Below are 26,991 nucleotides of genomic sequence, written 5' to 3'. Positions count from 1 at the left end.
GGCGCTCAGGCCGCGCCCGCACCGGTGAGGGCGCGCACCTCCAGCTCGGCGAAGCGGTCCGCGTCGGCCGGCTCGGGCGAGGTGATCGTCCCGATCCAGCCGGCCAGGAAGCCGAGCGGGATGGAGATGATGCCGGGGTTCTCCAGCGGGAACCAGTGGAAGTCGACGCCGGGGAAGAGCGCCACCTTGGTGCCGGAGACCACCGGGGAGAAGACGACCAGCACGATCGCCGGGACCAGCCCGCCGTACACCGACCAGACCGCGCCGCGGGTGGTGAACCGCGACCAGAACAGGCTGTACAGCAGGACGGGCAGGTTGCTGGAGGCCGCCACCGCGAAGGCCAGGCCGACCAGGAAGGCGACGTTCAGCTGCTGGGCGTAGAGGCTGATCGCGATCGCGGCCGCGCCGATCCCGACGGCCGCGAACCGTGCCACCCAGACCTCCTGGCGCTCGCTGGCCTCGCCCGTCGGCTCGGCCTCCGCCGCGTCCCCCGCCTCCCCCGGCCGGGAGGCCGGGACGGCGGCACGCCGCCGGAAGGGGCGCCGGCGCGGCCGGCCGCGCCAGGCACCGGCCCAGATGTCGTGGGCGAAGGCCGCCGAGGAGGCCAGGGTGAGCCCGGCGACCACGGCGAGGATGGTGGCGAAGGCGATCGCCGAGATCAGGGCGAACAGCACCACCCCGCCGGTGCTGCCGTTGCCGCCGCCGAGCACCAGGGCGAGCAGCGGGACGGCGGTGTTCCCGGCCGAGTTGGCGTGCCGCACCTCCGCCGAGCCGACCAGCGCGGTCGCGCCCAGGCCGAGCGCGATGGCCATCAGGTAGAAGCCGCCGACCAGGCCGATCGCCCACATCGTGGAGCGGCGGGCGGCCCGCGCGGTGGGCACGGTGTAGAAGCGGGACAGGATGTGCGGCAGTCCGGCGGTGCCGAGCACCAGGGCGAGGCCCAGGCTGAAGAAGTCGAGCCGGCTGGTGAAGGTGGCGCCGTACTTGAGGCCGGGTTCGAGGTAGCGCCGCCCGGCGCCGCTGTGCTGGGCGGCCTGGCGCATCAGCTCGCCGACGTCGCCGTGGAAGCGGACCATCAGCAGCACGGTGAGCAGCACCGAGCCGGCGATCAGCAGGAAGGCCTTGACGATCTGGATCCAGGTGGTGGCCCGCATCCCGCCGATCGTGACGTAGACGATCATCAGTCCGCCGACGGCGACGATGGTCCAGGTCCGGGCCTGGGCGCTGTTGGTGCCGAGCAGCAGGGCGACCAGCGAGCCCGCGCCGACCATCTGGGCGACCAGGTAGAGCAGGGTGACGACGACGCTGGCGCCACCGGCCGCGGCCCGGACCTTGCGGCGGCGCAGCCGCAGGGCGAGCACGTCGGCGAGGGTGTACCGGCCGGCGTTGCGGACCAGTTCGGCGACCAGCATCAGCACCACCAGCCAGGCGACCAGGAAGCCGATGCTGTAGAGCACGCCGTCGTAGCCGTACAGCGCGATCAGCCCGGCGACGCCGAGGAAGGAGGCGGCGGAGAGGTAGTCGCCGGAGAGCGCGAAGCCGTTCTGGAGCGGGGTGAAGTCGCGTCCGCCGGCGTAGAAGTCCTCGGTGGCGCTGCCCCGGCGGCCGACCCAGAGGGTGATCGCCAGGGTGACCAGGACGACGACGGCGAACAGCGCGATCGCGAGGTCGTGGTGGTCGCCGGTGGGGGCGACGGGGGGCGGGGTGGCGGTCGTCATCGTGGTCGTCACCGCGGTCGTGATCGTGGTCGTCATCGCAGCTGGTCCTGGGTGTCCCAGCGCAGGCCCAGGGCGGCGCGGTCGCGCTTGGTCCGGGCGTTGCGGGCGTAGAGCCAGGTGAGCAGGAAGGTGGAGGCGAACTGCAGCAGGCCGAGCAGCCAGGCCACGTTGAGCGGGCCGGCCACCTGGCTGCGCATCAGGCCGGGGGCGGCGGCCTGCGCGGCGACGTACATCAGGAACCAGCCGAGGAAGGCTCCGCTGACCGGGAAGACGAACGACCGGTAGCTGCGGCGGATGTCCTGGAAGGCGTCGCTGCGCTGGACGGCCCGGTACACCTCGGTGCTGTCGGTGGCGGGCACCAGGGCCCGGGGGGCGGTCGCCGGTTCGACGGCGGGCTGGGCGGCGGGGGCAGCGGCGGCCCGGCCGGGCGCCCGCCCGGCCGGTACCGGCTGGACCGCGCGGGTGGGGGCCGACTGGGCCGGTACCGCCGGTTGGCCGGGCACGTCCGGCCGGTCGGCGGCGGTGGCGGCGGCCGGAGCGGCCCACCAGTCAAATCGCTGCCCCTGTCCGGGACTGCTCGTCTGCTGCTGTGGCACAACTGCTCCTGGACCGGCGGGCACTCTGACCCCAACCATGATGGTGGCCGCCGGACAGCCCCTCTGACCATTGCCGATACCTTCACTCGATGAGGTGATCGATCATCCGACAGACACTCATCCGACTACTGCTGCGTACCGGTGATCCCGTGTCGAAAGGCGTACGAGACCGCCTGCGCCCGGTCCCGTACCGCGGTCTTGGCGAACAGGTTGTTGATGTGCGTCTTCACGGTGGCCTGGCTGACGAACAGCCGCTGGGCGATCTCGGCGTTGGAGAGCCCCTCCGCGATCAGCGCCAGCACCTCCGCCTCCCGGGCGGTCAGCCCGTCCGGGAGCTCCCCCGGCCGCCCGGCCGGCTTCCCGGCCCCCGGCGCGGATCCGACCTCAGGCCCTGAAAGCCTTTCCAACAGACGGAGTTGGATCTGCGGCGAGAGCCCGGCCGCCCCCGCGCGGACGTCCGCGATCGCCCGGGCGATCTCCTCGCCGCCGGCGTCCTTGGTGAGGTAGCCGCGCGCCCCGGCCTGCAGGGCGGGGAACAGCGAGTCGTCGTCGGCGTAGGTGGTGAGCACCACGACCTCGGTCTGCGGGTGCGCGGCCCGGATCCGCCGGGTCGCCTCGACGCCGTCGACGCGCGGCATCCGCAGATCCATCAGCACCACGTCCGGGTGACACCGCTCCACCAGGGCGACGGCCTCCTCCCCGTCCGCCGCCGCGCCGACCACCTCGATGCCGGGCAGCAGCCCCAGCAGCATCACGATGCCCTCGCGCACCACCGTCTGGTCGTCCACCACCAGCACCCTGGTGACTTCCGCCTCGCTCATGCGCCCGCCCCGCTTCGCTCGGCAGTCGCTTCGCGAAATCCGCACCTGCTGATGATGAGCTCGCCGCGCTCGCTCATGCCGGCACCTGCAGCAGCACGCGCCACCCTCCGTCCTCGGGGCCCGCCAGCAGGGTGCCGCCGAGCAGTTCCGCGCGTTCGCGCATCCCCAGCAGACCGTACCCGCTGCCGCTGGCTGCCAGCTCCCCGGACGGTTCGCCGCGCGGGGGGCGGGAGTTGCGCACCTCCAGCTCCACCGCCTCCGTCAGGTAGCGCAGTTCGACGGTGCACCGGGCGCCGGGCGCGTGCTTGCGGACGTTGGTCACCGCCTCCTGCGCGGTGCGCCGCACCGCGAGGGCGGCCTCGGCGGCGAGCGGTCGGGGCGTGCCGGTGACGGCGAGCGCGGCCCGCTCCCGCCCGGTCAGCTCCACCAGGAACTCGCCGACCGGGGTGAGCTCGCCGCGCAGCGCGGACAGCGCCTGCCGGGTCTCGACCAGCCCGTCCTGGGCCATCCGCCGGGCGGCGACGACCCGCTCGCGGATCTGCCCGCGGTCGGTGCCGGCGTCCAGCATCAGCCGGGCCGCCTCCAGGTGGACGAGCTGCGCGGAGAGGCTGTGCGCGAGCACGTCGTGGATCTCCCGGGCGATCCTGGCCCGTTCGGCGAGCGCCGCGCTCTCCGCCTCGGCGGCCCGGGCGGCGCGCTCCTGGGTGAGCAGCTGGCGGGCGGTGCCGCGGGCCTCGACGTCCAGCCGCAGCAGGTAGCCGAGCAGGCCGAGCCCGCCGATGGTGGCGAAGATGCTCACCCAGCTCGCCCAGCTGGCGGCGGTGTACGAGCCCAGCGCGGTCGCCGCGGCGAGCAGGCCGGGCGCGGGCGGCAGCCGGACCACCCCCACCACGGCCAGCCCGCACCAGACGAAGTCGGCCAGCAGGTAGGCCTGCCCCCAGTTGGCCAGCCAGGCGCTGCCGAGCAGGGCGACGGCCAGGCCCAGCGAGAGCGCCAGGCGCTGTTCCCGGGTGGCGTAGAGGTAGCCGGTGGCCAGGGCGGCGACCCCGAGCAGTCCGGCCGCCACGACCACCACCGCCCAGCCCGTGTACTTGCCGCCGGAGAACGTCCCCCAGCAGACGACGACCAGCAGGACGGTGCGGCCGAGCAGGGAGAGGGCCCGCCGCGGCCATCTCCCGACCTCGCGCTCCAGCCCCTCGCGGGACGGCCAGCGGGTCCAGTACCACTCGGCCACAGATGCCTCCTCGACGTTCTCGGACAGCGGGCCCGGCAGGCCCCGGCAGGGCGGTCAGCGCGGTACGGCGGCCTGTTGCGGCAGGTCCAGGGCCCGTGCCCGCCAGTTCACCACGAAGGAGCGGGTCAGCAGCAGGACCGCCAGCCCCAGCAGCAGCGCGCTGCCCGCCTGGTGGACGTGCAGTGCCGCGCCGATGCCGTACAGGGCGAGCCGGATGGCGAGCATGCCGACCCAGGCGGCCACCGTGGCCTTGGTGCCCTTGGCCCAGACCGAACCGTCCCCGGCCCGCCACAGCCGCACGGTCCAGCCCCAGACGGAGCCCATCGCGACCACCGCCACCAGGCCGCACCCGACCAGGGTGGCGGACAGCGCGGTGTGCTGGTGGTCGATGAGCTGCGGGTCGCGCAGTGCGAGCACGCCGAGGATCAGCGGCAGCAGCCAGAAGCGGCGCTCGGTGTCCAGGCGCTGGGCTCGCATCTGGCGCTGGACCACGAGGACCATCACCGCGATGATCACGACGATGTTGACGAGGGCGGTCATCGGACTTCTCCGTCCCGACAGGAGGCTTGTACTGACCTCTCCGACGCTACGGATCCGGCGCCCCCGGTTGATCGGCGCCGGGGTGGACCACAGGTGGAACCGGCAGCACGAGGGCCCTCCACCCGTGGGTGGAGGGCCCTCGTGCCGGAAGGATCCGAAGGCCTCAGGCGTCGATGCGGGAGCGGTCCAGGGTGGCCGCCGAGTCCACGATGAACTCCTTGCGCGGGGCGACGTCGTTGCCCATCAGCAGGTCGAAGATCCGCTCGGCCTGCTCAAGGTCGCCCAGGTTGATCCGGCGCAGCGTGCGGTGGCGCGGGTCCATGGTGGTCTCGGCCAGCTGGTCGGCGTCCATCTCGCCCAGGCCCTTGTACCGCTGCACCGGCTCCTTCCAGCGCTGCCCCTTGCGCTGGAACTCCAGCAGCGTGGAGCGCAGTTCGGCGTCGGAGTAGGTGTAGTGGTACTTCTCCTGGCCGCGCTTGGGATTGGTGAGCTCGATCCGGTGCAGCGGCGGCACGGCGGCGAAGACCCGGCCCTGCTCGACCATCGGCCGCATGTAGCGGTGGAACAGCGTCAGCAGCAGGGTGCGGATGTGCGAGCCGTCGACGTCGGCGTCGGCCATGAAGATGACCCGGCCGTAGCGGGCCTGGTCGATGTCGAAGGTGCGGCCCGAACCGGCCCCTATCACCTGGATGATCGCGGCGCACTCGGTGTTCTTGAGCATGTCGCTCACCGAGGCCTTCTGCACGTTGAGGATCTTGCCGCGGATCGGTAGCAGCGCCTGGAACTCGGAGTTGCGGGCGAGCTTGGCGGTGCCGAGCGCGGAGTCGCCCTCGACGATGAAGAGCTCGCTGCGGTCGACGTCGTCACTGCGGCAGTCGGCCAGCTTGGCCGGCAGCGAGCTGGTCTCCAGCGCGGTCTTGCGGCGCTGGGCCTCCTTGTGCTGGCGGGCCGCGACCCGGGTGCGGGCGGCCGCGACGACCTTGTCCAGCACGGCCCGGGCCTGGAGCTTCTGGTCCTTCTTGGCCGAGGTGAGGAAGGCCTTGAGCTCCTTGGCGACGACGGCGGCGACGATCCGGTTGGCCGCCGAGGTGCCGAGCACCTCCTTGGTCTGGCCCTCGAACTGCGGCTCGGCGAGCCGGACGGTGACCACCGCGGTGAGGCCCTCGGTGGCGTCGTCCTTGGTGATGTCGTCCTCGGCGACGCGCAGCAGCTTGGCCGCGCGCAGCGCCTCGTTGACGGTCTTGGCCAGCGAGCGCTCGAAGCCGGTCATGTGGGTGCCGCCCTTGGGGGTGGCGATGATGTTGACGAAGGAGCGCAGGGTGGTGTCGTAACCGGCGCCCCAGCGCAGCGCGATGTCCACGCCGAGCTGCCGGGTGACCTCGGTGGGGGTCATGTGGCCGAGCTCGTCCAGGACGGGCACCGTCTCCTTGAAGGTGCCCTCTCCGCGCAGCCGCAGCACGTCGCAGACCGGCTTGTCGGGCGCCAGGAACTCGCAGAACTCGGCGATGCCGCCGTCGAAGCGGAAGACCGACTCCTCGACCTGCTCGCTCTCGGTGAGCCGCTCGTCACGCACGACGATGGTCAGGCCGGGCACGAGGAAGGCGGTCTGTCGGGCGCGGCTGTGCAGGTGCTCCAGGGAGAGCCGGGCGTCCTTGAGGAAGATCTGCCGGTCGGCCCAGTAGCGGATCCTGGTGCCGGTGCGGGCCTTGGGCACCTTGCGGGCCCTGGTCAGGCCGTTGGCGGGCTCGAAGGGCGCGTCGGGGCTGGCCTCGGTGAAGATGCCGGGGGTGCCGCGGCGGAAGCTGATCGCGTGGGTGTGTCCGCTGCGGTCGACCTCGACGTCCAGCCGGGCGGAGAGGGCGTTGACCACGGAGGCGCCGACGCCGTGCAGGCCGCCGGAGGCCGCGTAGGAGCCGCCGCCGAACTTGCCGCCGGCGTGCAGCTTGGTCATCACGACCTCGACGCCGGACAGCCCGGTCTTGGGCTCGACGTCGACCGGGATGCCGCGCCCGTTGTCGCGGACCTCGACCGAGGAGTCCGGGTGCAGCAGGACCTCGATGCGGTCGCAGTAGCCGCCCAGCGCCTCGTCGACGGAGTTGTCGATGATCTCCCAGAGGCAGTGCATCAGGCCGCGGCTGTCCGTCGAGCCGATGTACATGCCGGGGCGCTTGCGGACCGCCTCCAGGCCCTCCAGGACGAGCAGGTGCCGAGCGGTGTAGTTGGAACCGTCGTCGCCGGCCAGCAGTGCGGACGGCACGGTCGTTTCGGCACTCACGCGGCACTCTCCTCGGTGAAGTTCTGTCTCATCGGTCACATCCGGACGCATCCGGACCATCCGCCAGTGCAGCACGCCGCACCGACAGCCGTCGCCCGGTGTGCTCGCACCCCTCCGCTGGGTGCACAGCACGGCGGGCCGCTCCCGCGCAGCTTGTACGCGCTGCGCGAACAAGGACCGCTCCGGTGTCCGGACCCCGGGGCGCCATCTCCTCCCGGTACCACCGGTCCTGGCGGATCGTGGGGCCTGGCACAGGCTCCGGAACTGCCGTTATGCAGGCTACCGGGGCCCGGGGCGGGGCTTATGCTCCAACCCGGCAGAGGATTATGCTACGCGGACCTCGCACCCGGTCCCGATCGGGCGTTCGAGGGACGGGCGGATCCTGGGATTCGGTACGCATGAACCACCGGCCCCCGGGGCACGTCCTCATCAACACAGCAGAATCCTCAGAGAAGAAAAGCCACGAGCGGGAACGTTTTCGGCCTGGTTGGATGTTGACCCTGGTACGACAGCTCGTCGAGCTAGAGAAGAGGCGACGTGACTACTGTTCTGACACCTGCGAGCCCGCTCACCGCGGCTGACCGCTGCGACCGCTGCGGCGCCCAGGCCTACCTGCGCGTCGTACTCGCCAGCGGCGGAGAGCTGCTCTTCTGCGCCCACCACGGCCGGAAGTTCGAGCCCGAGCTCAAGAAGATCGCCGTGGAGATACAGGACGAGAGCGGCCGTCTCAGCGGCACCGCCAACGCCGCGGCCGCCGAAGAAGAGCGCTGATCCAAGGCGCCACACCAGCAGTCGGCGTCGAGCTGTGTATCCGGTCGCGCACTCCGCGCGACCGGTGAGCCGGGCGACAGGTCCCCTCGGGGGCCGGTCGCCCGGCTCTGCTGTTCCCGGAGGCTGGCACGCTCCGCAGCGATGTGACGTCAGAACGTGACCAGTTGGCCACCGGCAACGGCCCGGGCGGCCCTCACAGCACCGAGCGCACCGCGTCCGCGACGGACGCCACCCTGGTGTAGACGCCCGGGTGGGCCGCCTCGGCGCAACCCGTCCCCCAGGAGACCAGGCCGACCAGTCGGCCGCCGACGACCAGCGGGCCGCCGCTGTCGCCCTGGCAGGCGTCCTTGCCGCCCTTCTCCTCACCCGCGCACACCATGCCCCGGGCGTCGAACTTGCCGTCCGGCCCGCCCGGGTAGGCCTGCGCACAGGTCTGGTCCGCGATGATCGGCACCTCCACCCCGCGCAGCGTGGGCGAGTAGTCACCGCGCCCGGTGGTGTCGCCCCAGCCGAAGACCCGCGCGGCGGTCCCGGCCGCGTACGGCTCGGTCTCGCCCTGGCCGACCAGGTCGATCACCGGCCGGGAGTCCTGGGGGTCGGCGAGGGTGAGCACGGCGACGTCGTTCAGGTTGGCGGTGAAGGAGTAGTCGGGGTGGATCCACACCGACCGGACGGGCACCTCGCGGCCGGCCGAGCTGCGCATGTCGTCCCGGCCGATGACGGCCTTGAGGCCCGGCCGGTCCACCTTGGCGCCCCTGGACTCGTCGTAGAAGCAGTGCGCGGCCGTCACCACCTTGGTCGGTGTGACCAGCGCTCCCCCGCAGAACTGGCCGGAGCGGCCGCTGCCGAACTGCTGGCGGCTGGACAGCGCCACCACCCACGGGTGGTCGACGGTGGTCTCGGCGGTGCCGCCGACCACCCGGCGCTGCGCCCCGGCCGGACCGGCCGCGCCGAGCGCGACCAGCGGGACGGGGACGGCGGCCAGCAGCGCCAGCACGGCGGCCCGTCGGCGGCGGCCCGCACGGGCGGCCGCCGGGCTCGCCGGGGGCGGGGCGGGGGTCGGCAGGGCAGCGCGGTCCGGGTTGGGCAGCACCGTGACTCCAGTCGGCTCGGCAGCAGGCAACCGCCACAGCGTAGGTGATCGACTACACGGTGCGACCGATTCCCGTCGCACCGCCACCCGGACGAGGGACAACGGCCACCCGGACGCTGACCCGCCCGGGCCCGGACAGCGGCGAAGGCCCGGAGCCGTGGGGCTCCGGGCCTTCGTCACACGCTCGCCGTACCGGCCTGATCAGTCCAGGTAGTCGCGCAGCACCTGGGAACGCGACGGGTGGCGCAGCTTCGACATGGTCTTCGACTCGATCTGGCGGATGCGCTCACGGGTGACCCCGTACACCTTGCCGATCTCGTCGAGCGTCTTCGGCTGACCGTCCGTCAGGCCGAAGCGCATCGAGACCACGCCGGCCTCGCGCTCGGAGAGGGTGTCCAGCACCGAGTGCAGCTGCTCCTGGAGCAGGGTGAAGGAGACCGCGTCGGCCGGGACGACCGCCTCGGAGTCCTCGATCAGGTCACCGAACTCGCTGTCGCCGTCCTCGCCGAGCGGGGTGTGCAGCGAGATCGGCTCACGGCCGTACTTCTGGACCTCGATGACCTTCTCGGGGGTCATGTCGAGTTCCTTGGCCAGCTCCTCCGGGGTGGGCTCGCGGCCCAGGTCCTGGAGCATCTGGCGCTGGACGCGGGCCAGCTTGTTGATGACCTCGACCATGTGCACCGGGATGCGGATGGTGCGGGCCTGGTCGGCCATGGCGCGGGTGATCGCCTGGCGGATCCACCAGGTGGCGTAGGTGGAGAACTTGTAGCCCTTGGTGTAGTCGAACTTCTCGACCGCACGGATCAGACCGAGGTTGCCCTCCTGGATCAGGTCCAGGAAGAGCATGCCGCGGCCGGTGTAGCGCTTGGCCAGCGAGACCACCAGGCGGAGGTTGGCCTCCAGCAGGTGGTTCTTGGCTCGGCGGCCGTCCTCGGCGATGATCTCCAGCTCGCGCTTGAGCTTGGGAGCGAGCTTGTCGGCGGCCGAGAGCTTGTCCTCGGCGAACAGACCGGCCTCGATGCGCTTGGCGAGCTCGACCTCCTGCTCGGCGTTGAGCAGCGGGACCTTGCCGATCTGCTTCAGGTAGTCCTTGACCGGGTCGGCGGTGGCACCGGCGACGGCGACCTGCTGGGCCGGCGCGTCGTCCTCGTCGTCGTCGGAGAGCACGAAGCCCTGCGACTCCTCCTCGGGCTCCGCCTCCTCGCCCGCCTTGTCGCCGGGCAGCGCGACGTCCTCGAGCAGCTCCTCCTCGCCGATGAGCTCCTCGTCGCCCTTGCCCGCCTTGGCGGCGGTCTTCTTGGCGGCGGTCTTCTTGGCCGGCGCGGCGGTCTTCTTGGCCGCGGCCTTCTTCGCCGGGGCGGCCTTCTTCGCCGCGACCGCCTTCAGCTCGGAGGCGACCCCGGTCGTCTCCGAGGTGATCTCGGCGGACACCGTGGGGGCGGACGCCGTGGCGGCCGCCACGGCCGGGGCCGCGACGGGCGCACCGGGCGCGATCCGCACGGGCGGCTTGGTCGGGGCCGTGGGGGCGGCCGGGCTCCGGGTGGTGACAGCCTTGGTGGCGGTGCGCTTGGTGGGGCTCTTGGCAGCAACGCTCTTGCGCTTGGCGCCGGCCGGTTCGGCCGCGCTGACCATGAGGTCCACCCCCTCCTCAATCAGCACCTGGTTGAGGCTGCGCATGACGTTCTTCCACTTGGTGACCGGGATCTGGTCCGCCTCGAACGCCTGGCGCACGTCGTCACCGGCGATCTGCCCCTGGGCCTTGCCCCGCTCGATGAGCGCCAGCAGAGCTGCGGACTCGGCGATCTCGGGGGGAAGCGAACGGGATGTGCTGGCCGACACGAACAACCTCTCGGACGATGAGTGGACTCGAACCCGTACCGGCCGCCCGAGCGGGCGGGGAAGGAAATCGCGCGTCGGGCGCGCGGTGTCGATTCCGACCGACTCGGGCTTGAGGACTGGGTTTGCAGGACGGCAGCAGCGCCGCGGACCAACACAGCATTGTGACATGTTGAAGTATTCCGGAGCTGCTCCCGCTCAGGAGACATCGCTGCTACTCGTCAAGTGTTACGCATGGCCTTCGTGTCGCGGGTCACACCACTCGGCGCCCGCGGCCACGGGGCCGGAATCCATCATCGCGCACTCGCGCCGAAACCCGTTGTCATGGACGGGGCATCAAACGTTCGGGTCGGACCGCCGGCATGCAGAAGCCCTCCGGCTGCGCCGCGCGGGTGCGGCCGGAGGGCCCTGGAGGAACGGAGGACGGACGGGGCGCCCGCTCACCGGAACGGCCCGCTCAGTGCTCCCGAGGGGCGGGGACGGACGGCTCGATCTCGGGGTGGACGGTGAGCAGCGCCCGCATCGCGGCCTCCCCCGCGGTGCCGTCGCCGGTGCCCAGCGCATCCACCAGCCGGGCGTGCAGGCTGACCGAGGACTCGGAGGCGCGCTCGCAGGAGATGGCCGGCCCGCCCGACACCTGCAGCGCGCCGGCGACGATCCCGGACAGGTGCTCCAGCATCCGGTTGCCGGCCATCTGGAGGATCAGGCCGTGCAGCTCGGCGTCGGCCCGGGCGTAGGTGGAGAGGTCGGCCTGGGCGGCGGCGTGGCCCATGATCTCGACCAGCTCGACCAGCCGCTGCTGGACGTCCTCCCGGCCGTGGCCGGCGGCGAGCCGGGCGGCCAGCGGCTCGATCGCCCAGCGGAGCTCGAACAGCTCCCGGCGCTGCTCGTCCCGCTGCGGGCCGAAGGCGCGCCACTCGATGATGTCCGGGTCCAGCAGGTTCCAGTCGGCGACCGGACGGACCCGGGTGCCGACGTTCGGCCGGGCGCTGACCAGGCCCTTGGCCTCCAGGACGCGCAGCGACTCGCGGACGACTGTGCGGGACACCTCGAACCGCTGGCCGATCTCCTCGGGCACGAGCGGACGGTCGGCGCCCAGGTCGCCGGAGACGATCATCTGGCCGAGCTGCTGGACCAGCTGGCCGTGCAGACCGCGGCCGCGACTGCTGGTGGTCTTGCGGCCGACCCGGGCGAGATCGGACTCGGCGCCCTCCCAACGGGGCGCCGGCGGAGTCGGCCGGTCGGCGTACGAGAAGCGGTCCAGATCGCCGGGGCCGTGGATGGGTCCGTCGGCGGAACGGGCGGGGGTCATGGTGGGGTGCGCAAGGGTACTCACAGCTCCTTTGTCGGCGATCGGCGGGCGCAGCTTGAGAATTCTCGTGAAAAGCACACGAAAGGGTGATCGACCGCGACTGGATAATTGACTTCTTATCAGGAAGAACCGCGCATTACGGTCACTGCTGGTCGATCTTGATGCTTCGGCGCGGCCGCCCCCTCGGCGCCCGGCGTCAGAGCGCGCGCCGCCGGACCTGCACCAGGAGCGCCGCGAGCAGCAGGACGGCCGCGGGCGCCACCACCGCCGCGAGCAGAGCCGGATCCGTCAGCGCCGCGCTCCCAGCCACCGCCTCGTGCTCCCCGCGGTAAACCCAGCCGTAGGCCCATTCGACGCCGGACTGGAACGGCAGCAGCTCGGCCGCACGGGTCGGCCACGGCCTGCCGGTCTCCCGCAGCAGCAGCGCCACACCAGACTCCAGCAGCGGCGGCAGCGCGCACAACAGCAGCACCCCGACCGAGGCGCTGCGGGTCAGCGACGCCGTCAGCACCCCGGTCCAGCCCGCCACGACGGTCAGCAGGACGAAGGCCAGCAGGGCCGCCGGCGCCCCGTGGCCGGCCGCCAGCGCCACCGGGGCAAACACGCCCGGCAGGTCGGTCAGGCCCGGCAGGTCAGTCAGGCCGGACAGCCCGGTGGCGGCCAGCGCCTGCGACACCTGGTCCGACAAGGCCGAGGGCTCCGCCCAGGCGGCCACCGTCACCCCGCCCGGCAGCGCCAGCTGCACCGCCACCGCGTCGAGGAGCAGGGTCGCCAGCGCCAGCAGCCCCGCGACGGGACCGACCACCAGCAGCTTGGCCAGCAGCAGTCGCACCCGCCGCGGGTACGACACCTGGGAGGCCGGCAGCCCCGGGTGTCGCACCTCGTGCCCGTACGAGAGCGCGCCCAGCACGCCGGCCCCGAACGCGGCGAACGGCAGCGGGATCAGCGGTACGGCGGCGGTCAGCAGCCGCACCCCGGCCGGGACGGCCAGCGGGCCGGCCGGGGCCTGGCTCGCCAGGACGGCGGCCGTGACGGCGTCGCACAGCAGCACGGCGGCGAGCAGCAGCCAGGTGGAACGCAGGCCGCGCAGGCGGCGCAGCTCGTAGGCCAGGACACGCACGGTTCACTCGCTCCGGTGGTCGTCGGGGGTGGCGGGGCTGACGGGACCGCCGGGGGCCTGGGTCGCGGCCGGAACCTGGGCCCCGGCCGGGCGGCCGAGCCGGACGGTGTCGTCGGTCAGCAGGTCGGCGGCGCTCTCGCGGCGGCCCCTGGTCGGGTCGGGCGCGGGCCTCCCGTCGCCGACAGCGGGGACGGGGTCGGGGTCGGGAGCCGGGGCCAGGGCCGACGCGGATCTGGCCAGGGCGCCGGGGCCGTCACGGAACAGCCGCTCCACGACCACGGTCGGGGTGGGCTCGGCGGGCTCGGCCTGGCGGGGGGTGGCGCCGAGAGCGGAGAGGGCGGTCGCGGCCGAGGCGGCCGGCAGGGCGCGGGTGGGCAGCGCCGCCTCGTCCCGGTGGTGGGCGGCCGCCGGACGGGCCTCCGGGCGGCGGGCGCCCCGGTGGCGCGGGACGGTGACGGCCTGGACGTCGGAGGCCGGTTCCTGAGCGGGCTCAGGGCCGGGTTCGGGGCCCGGCTCGGCAGCGGTGGGGCCCGACTGGACACGGAGGTGGCCGGAGCGGCCCGACGCGACCGGCAGGGCGACCCGGGGCGCCGGCTGCTCGACCACCCGGTCGGCCAGCTCGTGCAGCAGGATGCCGTGGCGATAGGCGAGTTCACCGATCTCGGTACGGTCGACGCCCGCCACCGCGAGGCCCGCGCCGCCGTCCCGCCGCACCTCGGCGCCCTGACTGACCAGCAGGTCGGCCAGCCGCGCCATCTGCGGCCCGCGGACGGCCACTTCGGGGCTGAGCCTGGTCCGGCGGAACTCCGCCACCGGCTGGTCCGCCACCAGCCGGCCGCGGTCCAGCGTGATGACCCGGTCGGCGAGCTGCGCGGCCTCCTGCGGGGTGCGGGTGGTCACCAGGACCGTCCCGCCGGCGACGCCGAACGAGTGCAGGAAGGAGTGGAACCACTCGACGTTGCGCGGGGACAGGCCCTCGGTCGGCGCGTCCAGCAGCAGCGTGCCGGGGTCGCCGAGCAGGGCCGCGGCCAGGGCCAGCCGGCGGTGCATGCCGGGCGAGAAACTGCGCAGCCGCTGCCCGGCGACGGCGGCCAGCCGGGTCTGCTCCAGCAGTTCGTCGGCCCGCCGTGCGGGGGCGCCGACCGCCGCGGCCAGCATCCGCAGGTGGCCGTGCGCCTTGCGGCCCGGGTGGCCCGCCACGGCGGCCGCGCCCGGCCCGGGGCCGGGCAGCAGCACGCCGACCTCGCGCTCGGGGCGGCGCAGCCGGCGGTAGGTGCGGCCGTCGAAGAGCGTGATGCCCTGGCCGCGTTCGAGTTCGAGCATCAGCCGCAGCGCGGTGGACTTGCCCGCGCCCTCGGCGCCGAGCAGCGCGGTCACCATGCCGGGCCGGGCGTCGAAGGTCAGATCGAGCACCGCGGGCGGCGCGCCCTTGCGGTAGACCTTGGTCAGTCCGGTGATCTGGATCATCGCTGCCTGCTCCCATGCCCTCGGCCGACCTGCCCGACGCGGGGCGCCCCCTGGTGTGTTGGCGCGTGCCAGCACGGCCCCGCGCCAGCACATTAGGGGCCGGTGGCGGAGATTCCGGGCATTACGGGAGCGGCGCGGGCCCGTCGGCCACCCACCTCACCCGATCAGGGGACAATCCGATCCTGCGATTCCCGGGTCGGGGGGAGTCGGCGGCGGGCCGGGGCCGGGTCAGGACTCCGGGCGCAGCATGGGCGGGTTGAGGACGGTCGCGCCGCCCGCGGTGAACAGCTGGGCGGGGCGGCCTCCCTGACGGGTCGTCGTGCCACCGGAGGGCAGCAGGAAGCCGGGGGTGCCGGTGACCTTGCGGTGGAAGTTCCGCGGGTCCAGGACCACGCCCCAGACCGCCTCGTAGACCCGGCGCAGCTCGCCGACGGTGAACTCGGTGGGGCAGAAGGCGGTGGCGAGGGAGGAGTACTCGATCTTGGAGCGGGCGCGTTCCACGCCGTCGGCGAGGATCAGCCCGTGGTCGAAGGCGAGCGGGACGCCGTCGACCGGGCTCCGGCCGAGCAGTTCGCCGACCGGGGCCCAGCGGGCGCTGCTGGCGTCGCCGCCGGCCCGGGGGGTCGGCAGGTCGGGGGCGAGGACCAGGTAGGCGACGCTGACCACCCGCATCCGGGGGTCGCGCTGCGGGTGGCCGTAGGTGGCGAGCTGCTCCAGGTGGGCACCGGCCGCGCCGGGGCCGACCGCCTCGTGGCCGGGGGCGGAGTGTGCGCGCAGGCCGGTCTCCTCGGCCAGCTCCCGGGAGGCGGCCTCGGCCAGGCCCTCGTCCGGGCGGACGAAGCCGCCGGGCAGTGCCCAGTACCCCTGGAACGGCGGCTCGCCGCGTCTGACCAGCAGGGCGCAGAGCGCGTGGTCGCGCACCGTCAGCACCACCAGGTCAACCGTGACAGCGAACGGGGGGAAGGCTGACGGATCGTAGCGCGACATGGCGACGATCATAGTCGTCTCTCTGACGATAAGCACAGGCCCGTACACGGACCGCGCCCGGCCCGCCTGAGGTGTCGCCGGAGCCGGGCGGGCCCGGGCAGGGGTGTCAGCGGGCGACCAGTTGCAGTTCCGCGGAGGCCTCCTCGACCATCGCCACGCCGATCCGGCTCACCCGGACCGAGAAGGGCTCGCCGGCGACCCGCAGGCCGGTCAACTCCAGCTCGCCGAGCGGAGCGGTGCTGGCCGGACGGACCAGGACCCGGCCGCCCGGCACGTCGGGGCGGACCCCGGCGAGCGCGAACACCGCGTGCGCGGCGCCGGCCGCCGAGACCGCTGCCGGGCGGCAGGCGGCCGGGTGCGGCACCGGCGGGCAGCCGGGGATGCGCTGCTCCCCCGCGTACATCTCGGGCAGCCGCCCCTCGTAGTGGGCGGCCGCGGCGAGCAGGCCCTCCAGCAGGGCGCCGGCCTCGTTCTCATGGCCGGCTTCGGCCAGCCCGGCGATCGCCAGCGCGGTCTCGTGGACCCGCACCGCGCCGCCGCGGTGGCCCAACGGGTTGAAGCGGGGGGACTTGGCGCTGAGCGTGCGCAGGCCCCAGCCGCTGTCCAGCTCCGGCGCGGCCAGGCGCTGGGCCAGCAGTCGGGTCTGTTCCCGGTCCAGCAGGCTCTCGTGCCGGCCGCCGTCGGCGGCGAGCCCGGTGTCCAGCAGGTGCACCAGGCAGGAGGCGACGGCCGGCAGCGGCTGGCCGCCGGGCGCCAGCGCGGCGGCGGGGCGTCCGCCGGAGAGGTCGTCGATCCAGAACCGCTCGCGGAAGCGCCCGCGCAGTTCGGCGGCCCAGCCGCGCCACTCCTCGGCGCCGGGGCGGCCGAAGGCCTCCAGCAGTTCGGCGCCGTGCAGGGCGGCGCGGTGGGCCTGCGCCTGGACCTCGGCCCGGGCGGCCACCGGGTGGGCGGCGCGGTCCTCCGCCGGGCGGCTGAGGTCGGTGACGAAGCCGTCGACCAGGCCCTCGCGGAGGGCGGCCAGGGCACGCTCGGCGGCCGGGAGCAGGTCGGCGGTCTCCGCGCGGGGCAGGCCCCAGCGCCAGGCCTCGGCCAACACGGTGACGAACAGCAGGGTGGCCTCGGTGGCGGTGCAGGTGGGCGGCAGCTCGGGGCCGCCGTGCCGGAGGGCGCCGGGCAGCAGGCCTTCGGTGCGACCCGGGGCGGCGGCGGGCTGCTGACGGCGGGCCAGCGCCCGGAGGGTGCCGGCGGCGAGCCGGGTGCCGAGCGGCAGGGTGAGCCGGGCGGCCCAGAGCGCATCGGCCGGGGCGAGGCCGAAGCGCCAGGGCGCGCCGGAGGCCGGGTAGAGGTCGGTAGGGCGGTCCGGGTCGGCGAACAGCAGCCCGCCGAGGGCGTCCAGGGAGCGGGTGACCAGCAGGGCGGCCCGGGCGTCGTCGCTGCGGACCTCCGGTTCGGCCCAGGGCAGCGGCACGCCCGTGCCCCGCCCGCCGGGCGGCCGCGGGCCGGGGACGGTGCTCTCCAGTTCGGCGCGCAGCTCGACCGACCAGCGGGCGCCGGGTTGCACCTCCAAGTCCCACCGGAGCACCCCGGCCCCGGCCAGCACCGCGTGCGGGGAGGGCTTGGCGCTGACCACCGCGCTGTGCGCCGGGCCGGCCCAGCGCAGCCCGGCGGACTGCACCTGGCCCGGCAGGTCGGCCGGGCGGTGCCCGGCGGCGATCTCGGCGACCGGACCGAGGTCGGTGCCGAGGGCGATCTCCATCGGCAGCCGGGCGGGCCGGCCGCCGGTGTTGCGCACGATGACGGTCTCCACTCCGTCCGCGTGGCGCAGCCGCTCGACGGTGAGCGCCGGGTCCGGGTCGAGGTCGCCGGGGAGCCGGACGGCGCCGAGGAAGCGGGCCTGCGCGGTGCTGGTCAGGGCACCCTGGAGCGGCAGCGGCTCCATACCGCCCAAACGCAGCTCCATCCGGGCGAGCACCCGGACGCCGTTGCGGTAGAAGCCGTGCAGGCCCTGGCCGCGTAGCTGGCCGTCCGGCCCGGAGGCCGCCATCGCTGGGGCGTTGACGCAGAGCACCGCGTGGTGGACGGCGGGGGGCTGCGGCCTTGGCGGGGCCGTGAGCCGACTCGGGCCGACGGGTGCCCCCGCCGGTCCGGCCGTCTGGACCTGGTCGGGACGGCCGACCGGTCTCGGCGCGCCGACCACGCTCTCGGCCGGCATGGCCTGTGGTGGCCTCATGGCGGTCACCGGACTCTCCTCCCCTCGGCGGTCCGGTGGCCTGGTCAGGCCGGTGGGCCGCGAGCACGCTCGATCGCGTGCTGATGGTGCCGGGCCGGCGGGGTGCCCCGTCGGCGGGTGTGCCGTGTCTGGCCGTACCCGGTGCCGGGCCGTGCCATGCGGTGCGCGGTACCGGGCCGGTACCGGCGCGCCGCACCTTCGCGTCGGGCCCGCCTCGGTGCCCGGCGCGTCGTCAGGTCCGGTGGCCCGGACCGCCGGTGGCGCCCGACCCGTGGGCCGCGGCGGCGGCCGAGCCAGGTGACCCGAGCGGGCCCCGCACGCTCCGGCGCCCCGGCGCCGTGGCCGCCCCGCTCGGCGGGCGGTCCGCCCGGAACCTGCCGCCGGACGGCCGTCGGCCGGTCGCCGGGCCCCCGGAGTGAACGCCGCGCACCGCCTCCAGGTCACGCCCGGCGACGGGTGCGGCCCGTCGAGCCCGGCCCGCCGGGCGGTCGTGCCGCAGCCGTCGAGCCGTCACGGTCGGGCCGTCACCGGGCTGCCACCAGGGCGGCGCGGTCTCGCCACCGGGTGGCGGCGGCTGCGTCCCGGCCCACTGCCTGCCGTGCAACCCGCCCCGGCCCGGCATCGTATGCCTGGCCGAGTGGGCGGTGACCGTCGAACCGGTGCCCGACCGCGGTCAGGATACGGTGCGGGGGTCGCGGCGCCCGCACCCGGTGACCCCGTGAGCCGCGACCTGACCGCTGTGACCAGCAGAGACCGAGGAGTTGCATGTCCACCGTCAGCCGTCTGCCCGGGATTGCTACGACCGACCACGTCTTCCAGGCCCCCCTCGACCACGCCGACCCGCAGGGCGAGCAGATCGAGGTGTACGCCCGCGAGGTGGTGGCCGCCGGCCGCGAGCAGGCCGACCTGCCCTGGCTGGTTTTCCTCCAGGGCGGTCCCGGCGGCAAGGCCGCCCGCCCGCTCGGCCGCGACGCCTGGCTGGAACGCGCCCTCGACGACTACCGGGTGCTCCTGCTCGACCAGCGCGGCACCGGTCGCTCCACGCCCGCGACCCGGCAGACCCTCGCCCGGCGCGGCGGTGCCCAGGAGCAGGCGGACTACCTGGCGCACTTCCGCGCGGACTCGATCGTGCGGGACGCCGAGCTGATCCGCCACCAGCTGCTCGGCGCGGACCGGCGCTGGAGCGTGCTCGGCCAGAGCTTCGGCGGCTTCTGCACCCTCACCTACCTCTCCTTCGCCCCCGAGGGCCTGGCCGAGGCCTTCATCACCGGCGGTCTGTCCGGCCTCGGCAGTTCGGCGGACGACGTCTACCGCGCCGCCTACCCGCGGGTGGTCCACAAGAACGAGGACCACTACGCCAGGTTCCCGCAGGACGTCGAGGCGGTACGGCGGATCGCCGCGCACCTCGCCGCCGCCCCCGCGACGCTGCCCGACGGCGGACTGCTGACCGTCGAGGCGTTCCAGGCCCTCGGGCTGATGCTCGGCGGCGGCAGCGGCTCCGGCACCCTGCACTACCTGCTGGAGGAGGCCTGGGTGGACGGCGCGGCCGGCCCCGAGCTGTCCGACACCTTCCTGGCCGGTGTCCAGGCCAAGCTCTCCTTCGCGGAGGGCCCGCTGTACGCCGTGTTGCACGAGTCGATCTACGGCCAGCGCTCGGTGGACCAGGGCGGCACCGCCTGGTCTGCCGATCGGGTCCGCAAGGAGTTCCCGCAGTTCGACGCCCGGGCGGCGCTGGACTCCGGCGCACCGGTGCTGTTCACCGGGGAGATGATCTACCCCTGGATGTTCGACACCGACCCGGCGCTGCGCCCGCTGAAGGAGACCGCGGACCTGCTGGCCGCCCGCACCGACTGGCCCGACCTGTACGACCCGACGCGGCTGGCCGCCAACACCGTCCCCGTCGTGGCGGCGGTCTACCACGACGACATGTACGTGGACACCGCCGACTCGCTGGCGACCGCCCGCGCGGTGCGCGGTCTGCGGACCTGGATCACCAACGAGTGGGAGCACGACGGCCTTCGGGCGAGCGGCGGCAAGGTGCTCGACCGCCTGATCAAGCTGGCGCGCGGCGAGGCCTAGCGAAGCCCGCCCGGGCCGGGCGGCGAGGCTCCGGACGGCCCCTGACGGACGCCCGGCGAGGTCAGCGCGCATGGTGGGCTCCCCTCGCCGCCCGACGGACGCCCCGGCACCGGTGGCGCCCGGCGGCCGACGGTGCGGCGGCGGCCCGGGACACCGCTGTCCGGCCGAGCCGCAGACCCCGGGCGGACCGCTGCCGGGGCACCGGAGCGCACCCGGGCACCGGTAGCAGGGCGAGCGGGCCCGGACCGTCCGGACGCGGCGTCGGCTCGGCGGGGCCGGCCGGGCCGACGGGGCCGTGCTCGGCCGGCCCCGCTGTGGCCTGAGCCGCCTTCGAGGCCTTCCGGCGGGCAGGCCGGCGGCGGCGTGAGGCCCCCGCCGGCCCGGGCAGCCCCGACGGCCCACCGCGGCCGGCCTGGTTACCACCCGGGCCCTCGGCGGGCGCCGGCCCCGGTTCGCCGCCGGGCGCCGGCACGGGCCCACCCGCCTCGCGCCGCCGACGCTGCGCCTCGACCGCCGCGAGCAGCGCGTCGGGCGTCATGCCGTCGTTCAACGACTCGTACAGCAGCTCGGCCAGCAGGTAGGACGGGTCGAGCCGAAGGACGTGGCCCAGCACGACGCGGGCCGTCGCGGTGTCCCCCGCCACCCAGGAGGCCCAGGCCAGCAGCGTGAGCGGGGCCACCGCACAGCCCTCGTAGGGGGGCACGGCGCGCCGGGCGAGGAAGCGCCAGAGCCGCTCGGCGGGCGCGAGCTCGGCGGGTCGGGTGTACTCGACTCCGCGATCCCGGGTGAGGCGGTCCCGCAGGGCGACCAGCAGCCGGGCCGCCCGCTCCTCGTCGAGCTCCCGGGCCCCGGCCGCGAACTCGGCGAAGGCCTGGTCGAGCAGGTCGGCGCCCTGCTCCTGGACGGACGCACCCCCGGAGCCCCCAGCGCCGTCAGCACCGTTGGCGGCCTCAGCGGCCTCGGCCCGGGCGAGCGCCGCGCGCTGGGCGTCCGCCCCCGGCGGGCCGATCGGGGCCAGCCCGCCGATGATCGCCTTCCGGCTGCCACGCGGCGCGAGGCCGGCGAACGCCGCGGCGGCGGCCGCCGGGCCCGGGCCGGGGGCACGGCGGATCGGGTTGCCCGCCGGATCGCAGCACCCGGCGCGGCGGCAGAGGAAGGACCACCAGCGGCCGTCCGAGACGCAGAGCGACTCTTTGACGGCCACCCCCCTGCGCCCGAAGGCCGCGCGGAGGTCGCCCGCCAGCGGCCGCAGGCCGTCCACCACCGGAGGGGCGTGCGCCGTGGTCGGATCCTGGCAGAGGTAGAGGAGCACTTGGACCGGCCGCTCGCCGTGCCGCTCGGAGAGCGCGACCAGCAGGGCGGCCGTCTCCTCCGCCGCAGCCGGCCACTGCTCGGGCGACTCCGGGACGTCCGCCCGGATCACTCCGCCCTGGTGCAGGTCGGGGCCCTGGAGGCCGACCGCGACGATGCTGTCGTCGGGGTAGAACCCCAGGAGGTAGGGCAGCAGCTCGGCCATGTCGGCCGGGCCGCGCATGGTGACCGGCCGGTGGCCGGAGGACGGGCCGAGGGACAGGGTGACGCGCTCGTTGTTCATGACGCTCCCGTTGTTCATGACGCTCCGGTTGTTCGCGGCGTTCATGACCGGAAGCGTGACGCAATCCGAGAGACGCACCGGATTTTTCTCTTTTCCTGTGGATAACCCCGCCCTCGTTTTCCGCTTCCCTCATTCGGAGCACACCGCGCCCACTCCCCCGGGTGATTAGTCGGCGGCCGTTCAGCTGAGGAGCTGATGAAATACATCCGGCCTCCATCTCTCCGCAGCCCCGGCATTCGCCCCATGTCGGCGGCTCGGGGTTACATGGACGCCATGCAGCAGTCCGAGAACCACACCACCGCCACCGCCGACCGCGCCGAGGTCCGGGCGCGGGCCGAGGCCGTCCTGCGCGAGCTCGCCGGGCCCGGTGCCGCCCTGCGCGAGGACCAGTGGACGGCCATCGAGGCCCTCGTGGTCGACCACCGCCGCGCCCTGGTCGTGCAGCGCACCGGCTGGGGGAAGTCCGCGGTCTACTTCATCTCCACCGCCCTGCTCCGGGCCCGGGGCGCCGGGCCGACGGTGATCGTCTCCCCGCTGCTCGCCCTGATGCGCAACCAGGTCGAGTCGGCGGCCCGGGCCGGCATCCACGCCCGGACCATCAACTCGGCCAACACCGACGAGTGGGACGAGATCCAGGCCGAGGTCTCCGCCGGGAAGGTCGACGTCCTGCTGGTCAGCCCCGAGCGGCTGAACAACCCCGACTTCCGCGACCAGGTGCTGCCCAAGCTCGCCGCCTCCACCGGCCTGCTCGTGGTCGACGAGGCCCACTGCATCTCGGACTGGGGCCACGACTTCCGCCCCGACTACCGCCGGCTGCGCACGATGCTCGCCGAGCTCCCGCCAGGCGTCCCGGTGCTGGCCACCACCGCCACCGCCAACGCCCGGGTCACCGCGGACGTCGCCGAGCAGCTCGGCACCGGCAGCACCGACGAGCACGCCCTGGTGCTGCGCGGGCCCCTCGACCGGGAGAGCCTCACCCTGGGCGTGCTGCCCCTGCCCGACCCGGCGCACCGGCTGGCCTGGCTCGCCGACCACCTCGACCGGCTGCCGGGCTCGGGCATCGTCTACACCCTGACGGTGGCCGCCACCGAGGAGGTGACGGCCTTCCTCCGCGAGCGGGGCTTCCCGGTGGCCTCCTACTCCGGCCGCACCGAGGACGCCGAGCGCCGCACCGCCGAGGCCGACCTGCTGGCCAACCGGGTCAAGGCGCTGGTCGCCACCTCCGCGCTGGGCATGGGCTTCGACAAGCCCGACCTGGGCTTCGTGGTGCACCTGGGCTCGCCCAGCTCGCCGATCGCCTACTACCAGCAGGTCGGCCGGGCCGGGCGCGGCGTCGACCGGGCCGAGGTGCTGCTGCTGCCCGGGCGCGAGGACGAGGCGATCTGGCGCTACTTCGCCTCGCTGGCCTTCCCGCCGGAGGAGCAGGTGCGCCGCACCATCGACGCGCTGGCCGAGGCCGGCCGCCCGCTGTCCACCGCCGCGCTGGAGCCCCGGGTGGACCTGCGCCGCACCCGGCTGGAGACCATGCTCAAGGTGCTCGACGTGGACGGCGCCGTCCGCCGGGTCAAGGGCGGCTGGACGGCCACCGGGCAGAGCTGGGCGTACGACACCGCCCGGTACGCCAAGGTCGCGGCCTCCCGCGAGGCCGAACAGCGGGCGATGCGCGAGTACGCGGCGACCACCGGCTGCCGGATGGAGTTCCTGCGCCGCCAGCTGGACGACGAGCAGGCCCGTCCGTGCGGCCGGTGCGACAACTGCGCGGGACCGCTGCACACCGCCGAGGTCTCCGCCGAGGCGCTGGACGCGGCCCGGGCCGCCCTCGGCCGCCCGGGCATCAGCTTCGAGCCGCGCCGGCTCTGGCCCACCGGGATGGACTCCCTCGGCGTGCCCCTCAAGGGCCGGATCCCGGCGGGCGAGCAGGCCGAGAACGGGCGGGCGCTCGGCCGGCTGTCCGACATCGGCTGGGGCAACCGGCTGCGCACCCTGCTGGCCGACCAGGCCCCGGACGTACCGGTCCCCGGAGAGGCCGTGGACGCCCTGGTCGCGGTGCTCGCCGACTGGGCCCGCGGCCCCGGCGGCTGGGCCGGGCCCGCGACGGCGGACGGCGCCCGGCTGGAGCGGCCGGTCGGCGTGGTGGTCATGGCCTCCTCGACCCGCCCCCAGCTGGTGGGCAGCCTCGGTGCGCGGATCGCCGAGATCGGCCGGCTGCCGCTGCTCGGCCGGATCGAGTACGCCGACGGTCGGCCCCCGCACGGCGCGCGCAGCAACAGCGCCCAGCGACTGCACTCGCTGGCCGGCGCGCTGACGCTGCCGCCGGAGGTGGCGCAGGCGGTGGCCGAGGCCGGCGGGCCGGTGCTACTGGTGGACGACCTCGTCGACTCGGGCTGGACGGTCACCGTGGCCGCCAGGCTGCTGCGCCGTGCCGGGGCGAGCGCGGTGTTGCCCCTGGTGCTGGCCGTGCAGGGGTGACCGGGCGGCAGCGGGCCGCCACTCCACCCATCACTCGAATGGCCTAACGAAGGGAGAAAGCAGCCCACTCGCGAACACGCGGGACGCCGGAGCGGGGAAAGGAGTGGTCACCGTGCCGACAGCGGTTCACCGGACCCCGCACACGGTCTGGATCAAGGTCCAACGCCGCCCGAACGACGCCCGGAACACGGTGGAACATATCCGGCGGAACGTGGGCTTTCGGGTGGCGTTCATCGTTTCATCGTTGCCGCTCCACCCCGGATACCGCGAGAATTGGCGCGTACCCGAAACCCTGTCCGCTGGACCCGGCCTTCGGCGTACCCACGTACCCGCGTGCCAGTGGGTCAGGAAGGAGGATCGTGATCAACGGTATCGGCCGAGGTCAGCATCCCCTCGCCCGGAGTTCGGCGCCCAGACGGCTGCTGGACCTGGAGACCTGGACCGCCTCGGGGATCCCGTTGCTGCGCGACCCGCGCGAGTTCGTGGTGGAACTGCACCAGCGCCACCTGCCCCAGCCGGGCACGGTCGTGATCGCCGTCCTCAACGCGCTGCACCACGTGTCCGCCTCGGCCTCGTTCACGCCCTGGCCACACGACACCGACGGCTGGCAGCACCGCAACGCCGTGCTCACGCACCTGCGCCAGATCACCCCGCACGACCTGCGGCTGGCCGAACCGACCCGCACGGCCGTGCTGTTGCGCTGCCGCGAGGGCGCACCCGGCTGGACCGAACAGGACGGCGCCTGGATGTGGGCGCTGCGGGACGCGGCCGTCCTGCACGGCCTGCGCTGCGGCTCGTACATCGGGCTCACCCCGGCGGGCTGGCACGTCCTCGGGGACGGCCGGAGCGGACGCGATCCGCACGCGGGCTCGTGGGCGGACGGGGTGGTGCACACCGTCACGGAACTGCCGCCGCGCTCGGCGCTGGACGCCCCGCGCGGCCAGCGCGCCCGGCACCAGGCGGCCGAACGGGCCCAGCACGCCCGGCAGTCCGAGCACCCGTGGCCCCCGGCGCGGGTCGCGGCCGTCCAGCCAGCCCGGCGCACCGGCACCTGCTGACCCCACTGGTCCCGCCGACACCCACGGGCCGCGGCCACGGGCGACGCCACGATCGCAGACGATGCCACGGCCGGAGCCGACCCCAAGGCCCGACAGCCGACACCAGGACCAGGCACGGGCGAGACCAGCCACGGGTCGGCCCGCGCCCCGGACCGTACGCCCTCGCCGCCACCGGGGTACGACGGACCCGGGCCCGGCACCGTGCGGCGCCGGGCCCGGGGGTGGCTCCGTCGTGGTCAGGCGCCGATCGAACGGCCGGGCGCGGTTCCGGCCGCCCCGGTGGCGACCGGGCCGGCGTCACCGCAGACCACGAGCAGCGCGGTCGTGTGGCCGAGCGCCTTGGCGTGGGCCTCGGCGGCCCGGACGGCCGTTCCCCCGTTGACCACCAGGACGACCACCTCCCGGCGCACCGGGCGGGTCAGCGCGACGTCCGCGTAGAACACGTCCCCGCCCTCGGCGAGCTGCGCCCAGTAGCGCTCCTCACCGAAGGAGAGTTCGTGCTGCTGCCACGGGTGCGCCTCGCCGACCGTCAGCACCAGGATGGCGCCCGGGTCGCGGCCGGCGTCCAGCAGTCGGTCGACCGCGGCGTCCGCGCGTTCCAGCGCCCGCGCCGGGGTGGCGGCGACGCGCTGGATCTCGACCTGCGGTTCGGCGCCGCCCGAACGGCGCTGCGCCGGAGAGGGCTTGGGGATCAGTCGCGGCGGACCGGAGCGGTCGGCGCGCGGGGGTGCCGGGCGCGGCGGTGCCGGACGGGGGCCGGGCACCGGAACGGCGGCGACGGTGGTGGGTGCGGTGGAAGAAGCGCCGCCGTTGGCAGGCGCGCGGAGGGCTTGTGCGTCCGACTCTCGGGGGAAGGGAACGCCGGGGCCCGGGAGGCTCTCGTGAATCTCCGACTCCTCGGGGAAGACAGGCATACCCGGATATCTATCAAATGCGGCTCGAACACGCACGCGCACCCCACCCATCGGGCACCGCACACCCACCGCCCCACCCAGGCAATTCCAGACGGACCGTCAGAAACCGAGCGTCAACTGTTCGTCGGCGGAGCCTTCGACCGCACCCGCGACGTCCCGGACGCGCTTCAGGTGCCGCCACTTCGGCAGCGCGTCCAGGTATGCCCAGGAGAGCCGGTGATGCCCGGTGGGGCCGAACTCCTCCAGCGCGGCGCGGTGCACCGGGGACGGGTAGCCGGCGTTGTCCGCGAAGCCGTATTCCGGGCATTCCTCGCCGAGTTCGGCCATCAGCCCGTCGCGGTGGACCTTGGCGAGCACCGAGGCGGCGGAGACGCAGATGCAGGACTGGTCACCCTTGATCACCGTACGCACCCGCCAGGGGCCGCCCAGGTAGTCGTGCTTGCCGTCCAGGATCACCGCGTCGGGCTCGACCGGCAGCGCCTCCAGCGCGCGGACGGCGGCCAGCCGCAGCGCCGCCGTCATGCCGAGTTCGTCGCACTCCTGCGGCGAGGCATGGCCGAGCGCGTAGGCGGTGACCCAGTCGGCGAGGACCGGGGCGAGCGCGCGGCGGCGCAGTTCGGTGAGCAGCTTGGAGTCGGTCAGCCCCTCCGGGGCCCTGCGCAGGCCGGTGACGGCCGCGCCCACGGTGACCGGGCCGGCCCAGGCGCCGCGCCCGACCTCGTCCAGGCCGACGACGATCTTGGCGCCGGCCCGGCGGAGCGAGCGCTCGACGGAGTGCGTCGGCGGGACGATGGGCATCGCGAGTTCCGTTCGGCGGAGGGGCAGCCCGTTCAGCTGGGCAGCATCCAGCCTAAGCCCCGCCGCTCAGCCGCCCGGG

Annotated in this window: 20 protein-coding genes; 4 read left to right on the top strand and 16 right to left on the bottom strand. The window is 74.6% G+C overall.

The window, feature by feature from the left end:
* Positions 1–5 precede the first annotated feature (5 nt).
* The 6 genes from AB0O19_RS27450 to AB0O19_RS27425 form a co-directional block, all read right to left on the bottom strand.
* Positions 6–1,718, bottom strand: coding sequence for a cation acetate symporter (locus tag AB0O19_RS27450; RefSeq protein ID WP_363623284.1), 1,713 nt, complete (start codon positions 1,716–1,718; stop codon positions 6–8).
* A gap of 32 nt (positions 1,719–1,750) precedes the next feature.
* Positions 1,751–2,314, bottom strand: a complete 564-nt coding sequence (locus tag AB0O19_RS27445; protein ID WP_363623248.1) for a DUF485 domain-containing protein — start codon at positions 2,312–2,314, stop codon at positions 1,751–1,753.
* A 125-nt stretch (positions 2,315–2,439) separates the two neighbouring features.
* Positions 2,440–3,135 carry a response regulator transcription factor gene (locus AB0O19_RS27440; RefSeq protein ID WP_363623246.1) on the bottom strand — a complete coding sequence of 232 codons (696 nt, stop codon included), beginning with the start codon at positions 3,133–3,135 and terminating at the stop codon, positions 2,440–2,442.
* A 73-nt stretch (positions 3,136–3,208) separates the two neighbouring features.
* Positions 3,209–4,369 (bottom strand): histidine kinase, encoded by a 1,161-nt coding sequence (locus AB0O19_RS27435; protein ID WP_363623244.1) that lies wholly within the window; start codon positions 4,367–4,369, stop codon positions 3,209–3,211.
* A 54-nt stretch (positions 4,370–4,423) separates the two neighbouring features.
* Positions 4,424–4,909, bottom strand: a complete 486-nt coding sequence (locus tag AB0O19_RS27430; protein WP_363623242.1) for a CcdC protein domain-containing protein — start codon at positions 4,907–4,909, stop codon at positions 4,424–4,426.
* Positions 4,910–5,072: 163 nt separating this feature from the next.
* Positions 5,073–7,184, bottom strand: a complete 2,112-nt coding sequence (locus AB0O19_RS27425) for a DNA topoisomerase IV subunit B (protein WP_363623240.1) — start codon at positions 7,182–7,184, stop codon at positions 5,073–5,075.
* Between the two features lie 537 nt (positions 7,185–7,721).
* Here AB0O19_RS27425 and AB0O19_RS27420 point away from each other — a divergent pair.
* A complete protein-coding gene (locus AB0O19_RS27420) occupies positions 7,722–7,955 on the top strand; it encodes a hypothetical protein (RefSeq protein ID WP_363623238.1) in 234 nt (77 codons plus the stop codon).
* A 193-nt stretch (positions 7,956–8,148) separates the two neighbouring features.
* Here the strand turns inward: AB0O19_RS27420 and AB0O19_RS27415 are convergent, their stop codons facing one another.
* The 7 genes from AB0O19_RS27415 to AB0O19_RS27385 form a co-directional block, all read right to left on the bottom strand.
* On the bottom strand, positions 8,149–9,078 hold the full coding sequence (locus AB0O19_RS27415; RefSeq protein WP_363584515.1) for a serine protease: 930 nt from the start codon (positions 9,076–9,078) through the stop codon (positions 8,149–8,151).
* Positions 9,079–9,249: 171 nt separating this feature from the next.
* Positions 9,250–10,887 (bottom strand): RNA polymerase sigma factor, encoded by a 1,638-nt coding sequence (locus tag AB0O19_RS27410; protein WP_363623236.1) that lies wholly within the window; start codon positions 10,885–10,887, stop codon positions 9,250–9,252.
* A gap of 454 nt (positions 10,888–11,341) precedes the next feature.
* The gene (locus tag AB0O19_RS27405) at positions 11,342–12,274 is read right to left on the bottom strand and encodes a FadR/GntR family transcriptional regulator (protein WP_363584519.1); all 933 of its coding nucleotides are present in this window, start codon (positions 12,272–12,274) and stop codon (positions 11,342–11,344) included.
* 118 nt (positions 12,275–12,392) lie between these two features.
* Positions 12,393–13,316: a hypothetical protein gene (locus tag AB0O19_RS27400; protein ID WP_363623234.1), complete on the bottom strand. Its 924-nt coding sequence runs from the start codon at positions 13,314–13,316 to the stop codon at positions 12,393–12,395.
* Between the two features lie 3 nt (positions 13,317–13,319).
* Positions 13,320–14,783 carry an ATP-binding cassette domain-containing protein gene (locus tag AB0O19_RS27395; protein ID WP_363623232.1) on the bottom strand — a complete coding sequence of 488 codons (1,464 nt, stop codon included), beginning with the start codon at positions 14,781–14,783 and terminating at the stop codon, positions 13,320–13,322.
* Positions 14,784–15,011: 228 nt separating this feature from the next.
* A complete protein-coding gene (locus AB0O19_RS27390; RefSeq protein WP_350880113.1) occupies positions 15,012–15,770 on the bottom strand; it encodes an NUDIX domain-containing protein in 759 nt (252 codons plus the stop codon).
* A gap of 106 nt (positions 15,771–15,876) precedes the next feature.
* Complete coding sequence (locus AB0O19_RS27385) at positions 15,877–18,000, bottom strand: glycogen debranching N-terminal domain-containing protein (protein WP_363623282.1); 2,124 nt, start codon at positions 17,998–18,000, stop codon at positions 15,877–15,879.
* Positions 18,001–18,765: 765 nt separating this feature from the next.
* Between AB0O19_RS27385 and AB0O19_RS27380 the strand changes: the two genes are divergently transcribed.
* On the top strand, positions 18,766–20,079 hold the full coding sequence (locus AB0O19_RS27380; RefSeq protein ID WP_363623230.1) for an alpha/beta fold hydrolase: 1,314 nt from the start codon (positions 18,766–18,768) through the stop codon (positions 20,077–20,079).
* A gap of 61 nt (positions 20,080–20,140) precedes the next feature.
* Here AB0O19_RS27380 and AB0O19_RS27375 read toward each other — a convergent pair whose 3' ends face one another.
* Positions 20,141–21,718, bottom strand: a complete 1,578-nt coding sequence (locus tag AB0O19_RS27375; RefSeq protein WP_363623228.1) for a DUF4192 family protein — start codon at positions 21,716–21,718, stop codon at positions 20,141–20,143.
* 228 nt (positions 21,719–21,946) lie between these two features.
* Here AB0O19_RS27375 and AB0O19_RS27370 point away from each other — a divergent pair, with 228 nt between their 5' ends.
* On the top strand, positions 21,947–24,142 hold the full coding sequence (locus AB0O19_RS27370) for a RecQ family ATP-dependent DNA helicase (protein WP_363584528.1): 2,196 nt from the start codon (positions 21,947–21,949) through the stop codon (positions 24,140–24,142).
* A gap of 359 nt (positions 24,143–24,501) precedes the next feature.
* Positions 24,502–25,200, top strand: a complete 699-nt coding sequence (locus tag AB0O19_RS27365) for a hypothetical protein (RefSeq protein ID WP_363584530.1) — start codon at positions 24,502–24,504, stop codon at positions 25,198–25,200.
* A gap of 236 nt (positions 25,201–25,436) precedes the next feature.
* On the opposite strand, the gene AB0O19_RS27360 is transcribed toward AB0O19_RS27365, so the two are convergent.
* Together AB0O19_RS27360 and AB0O19_RS27355 are read right to left on the bottom strand one after the other, a co-directional pair.
* Positions 25,437–25,964, bottom strand: coding sequence for a hypothetical protein (locus AB0O19_RS27360; RefSeq protein WP_363623226.1), 528 nt, complete (start codon positions 25,962–25,964; stop codon positions 25,437–25,439).
* A 249-nt stretch (positions 25,965–26,213) separates the two neighbouring features.
* Positions 26,214–26,912, bottom strand: coding sequence for a ribonuclease HII (locus AB0O19_RS27355; RefSeq protein WP_363623224.1), 699 nt, complete (start codon positions 26,910–26,912; stop codon positions 26,214–26,216).
* Positions 26,913–26,991 lie beyond the last annotated feature (79 nt).

Origin of the sequence: Kitasatospora sp. NPDC091276, assembly GCF_040684355.1 — a bacterium.
Taxonomy (GTDB): Bacteria; Actinomycetota; Actinomycetes; order Streptomycetales; family Streptomycetaceae; genus Kitasatospora.
The sequence above is the reverse complement of the archived record's forward strand: the minus strand, read 5'-3'. Positions and strand labels throughout refer to the sequence as shown.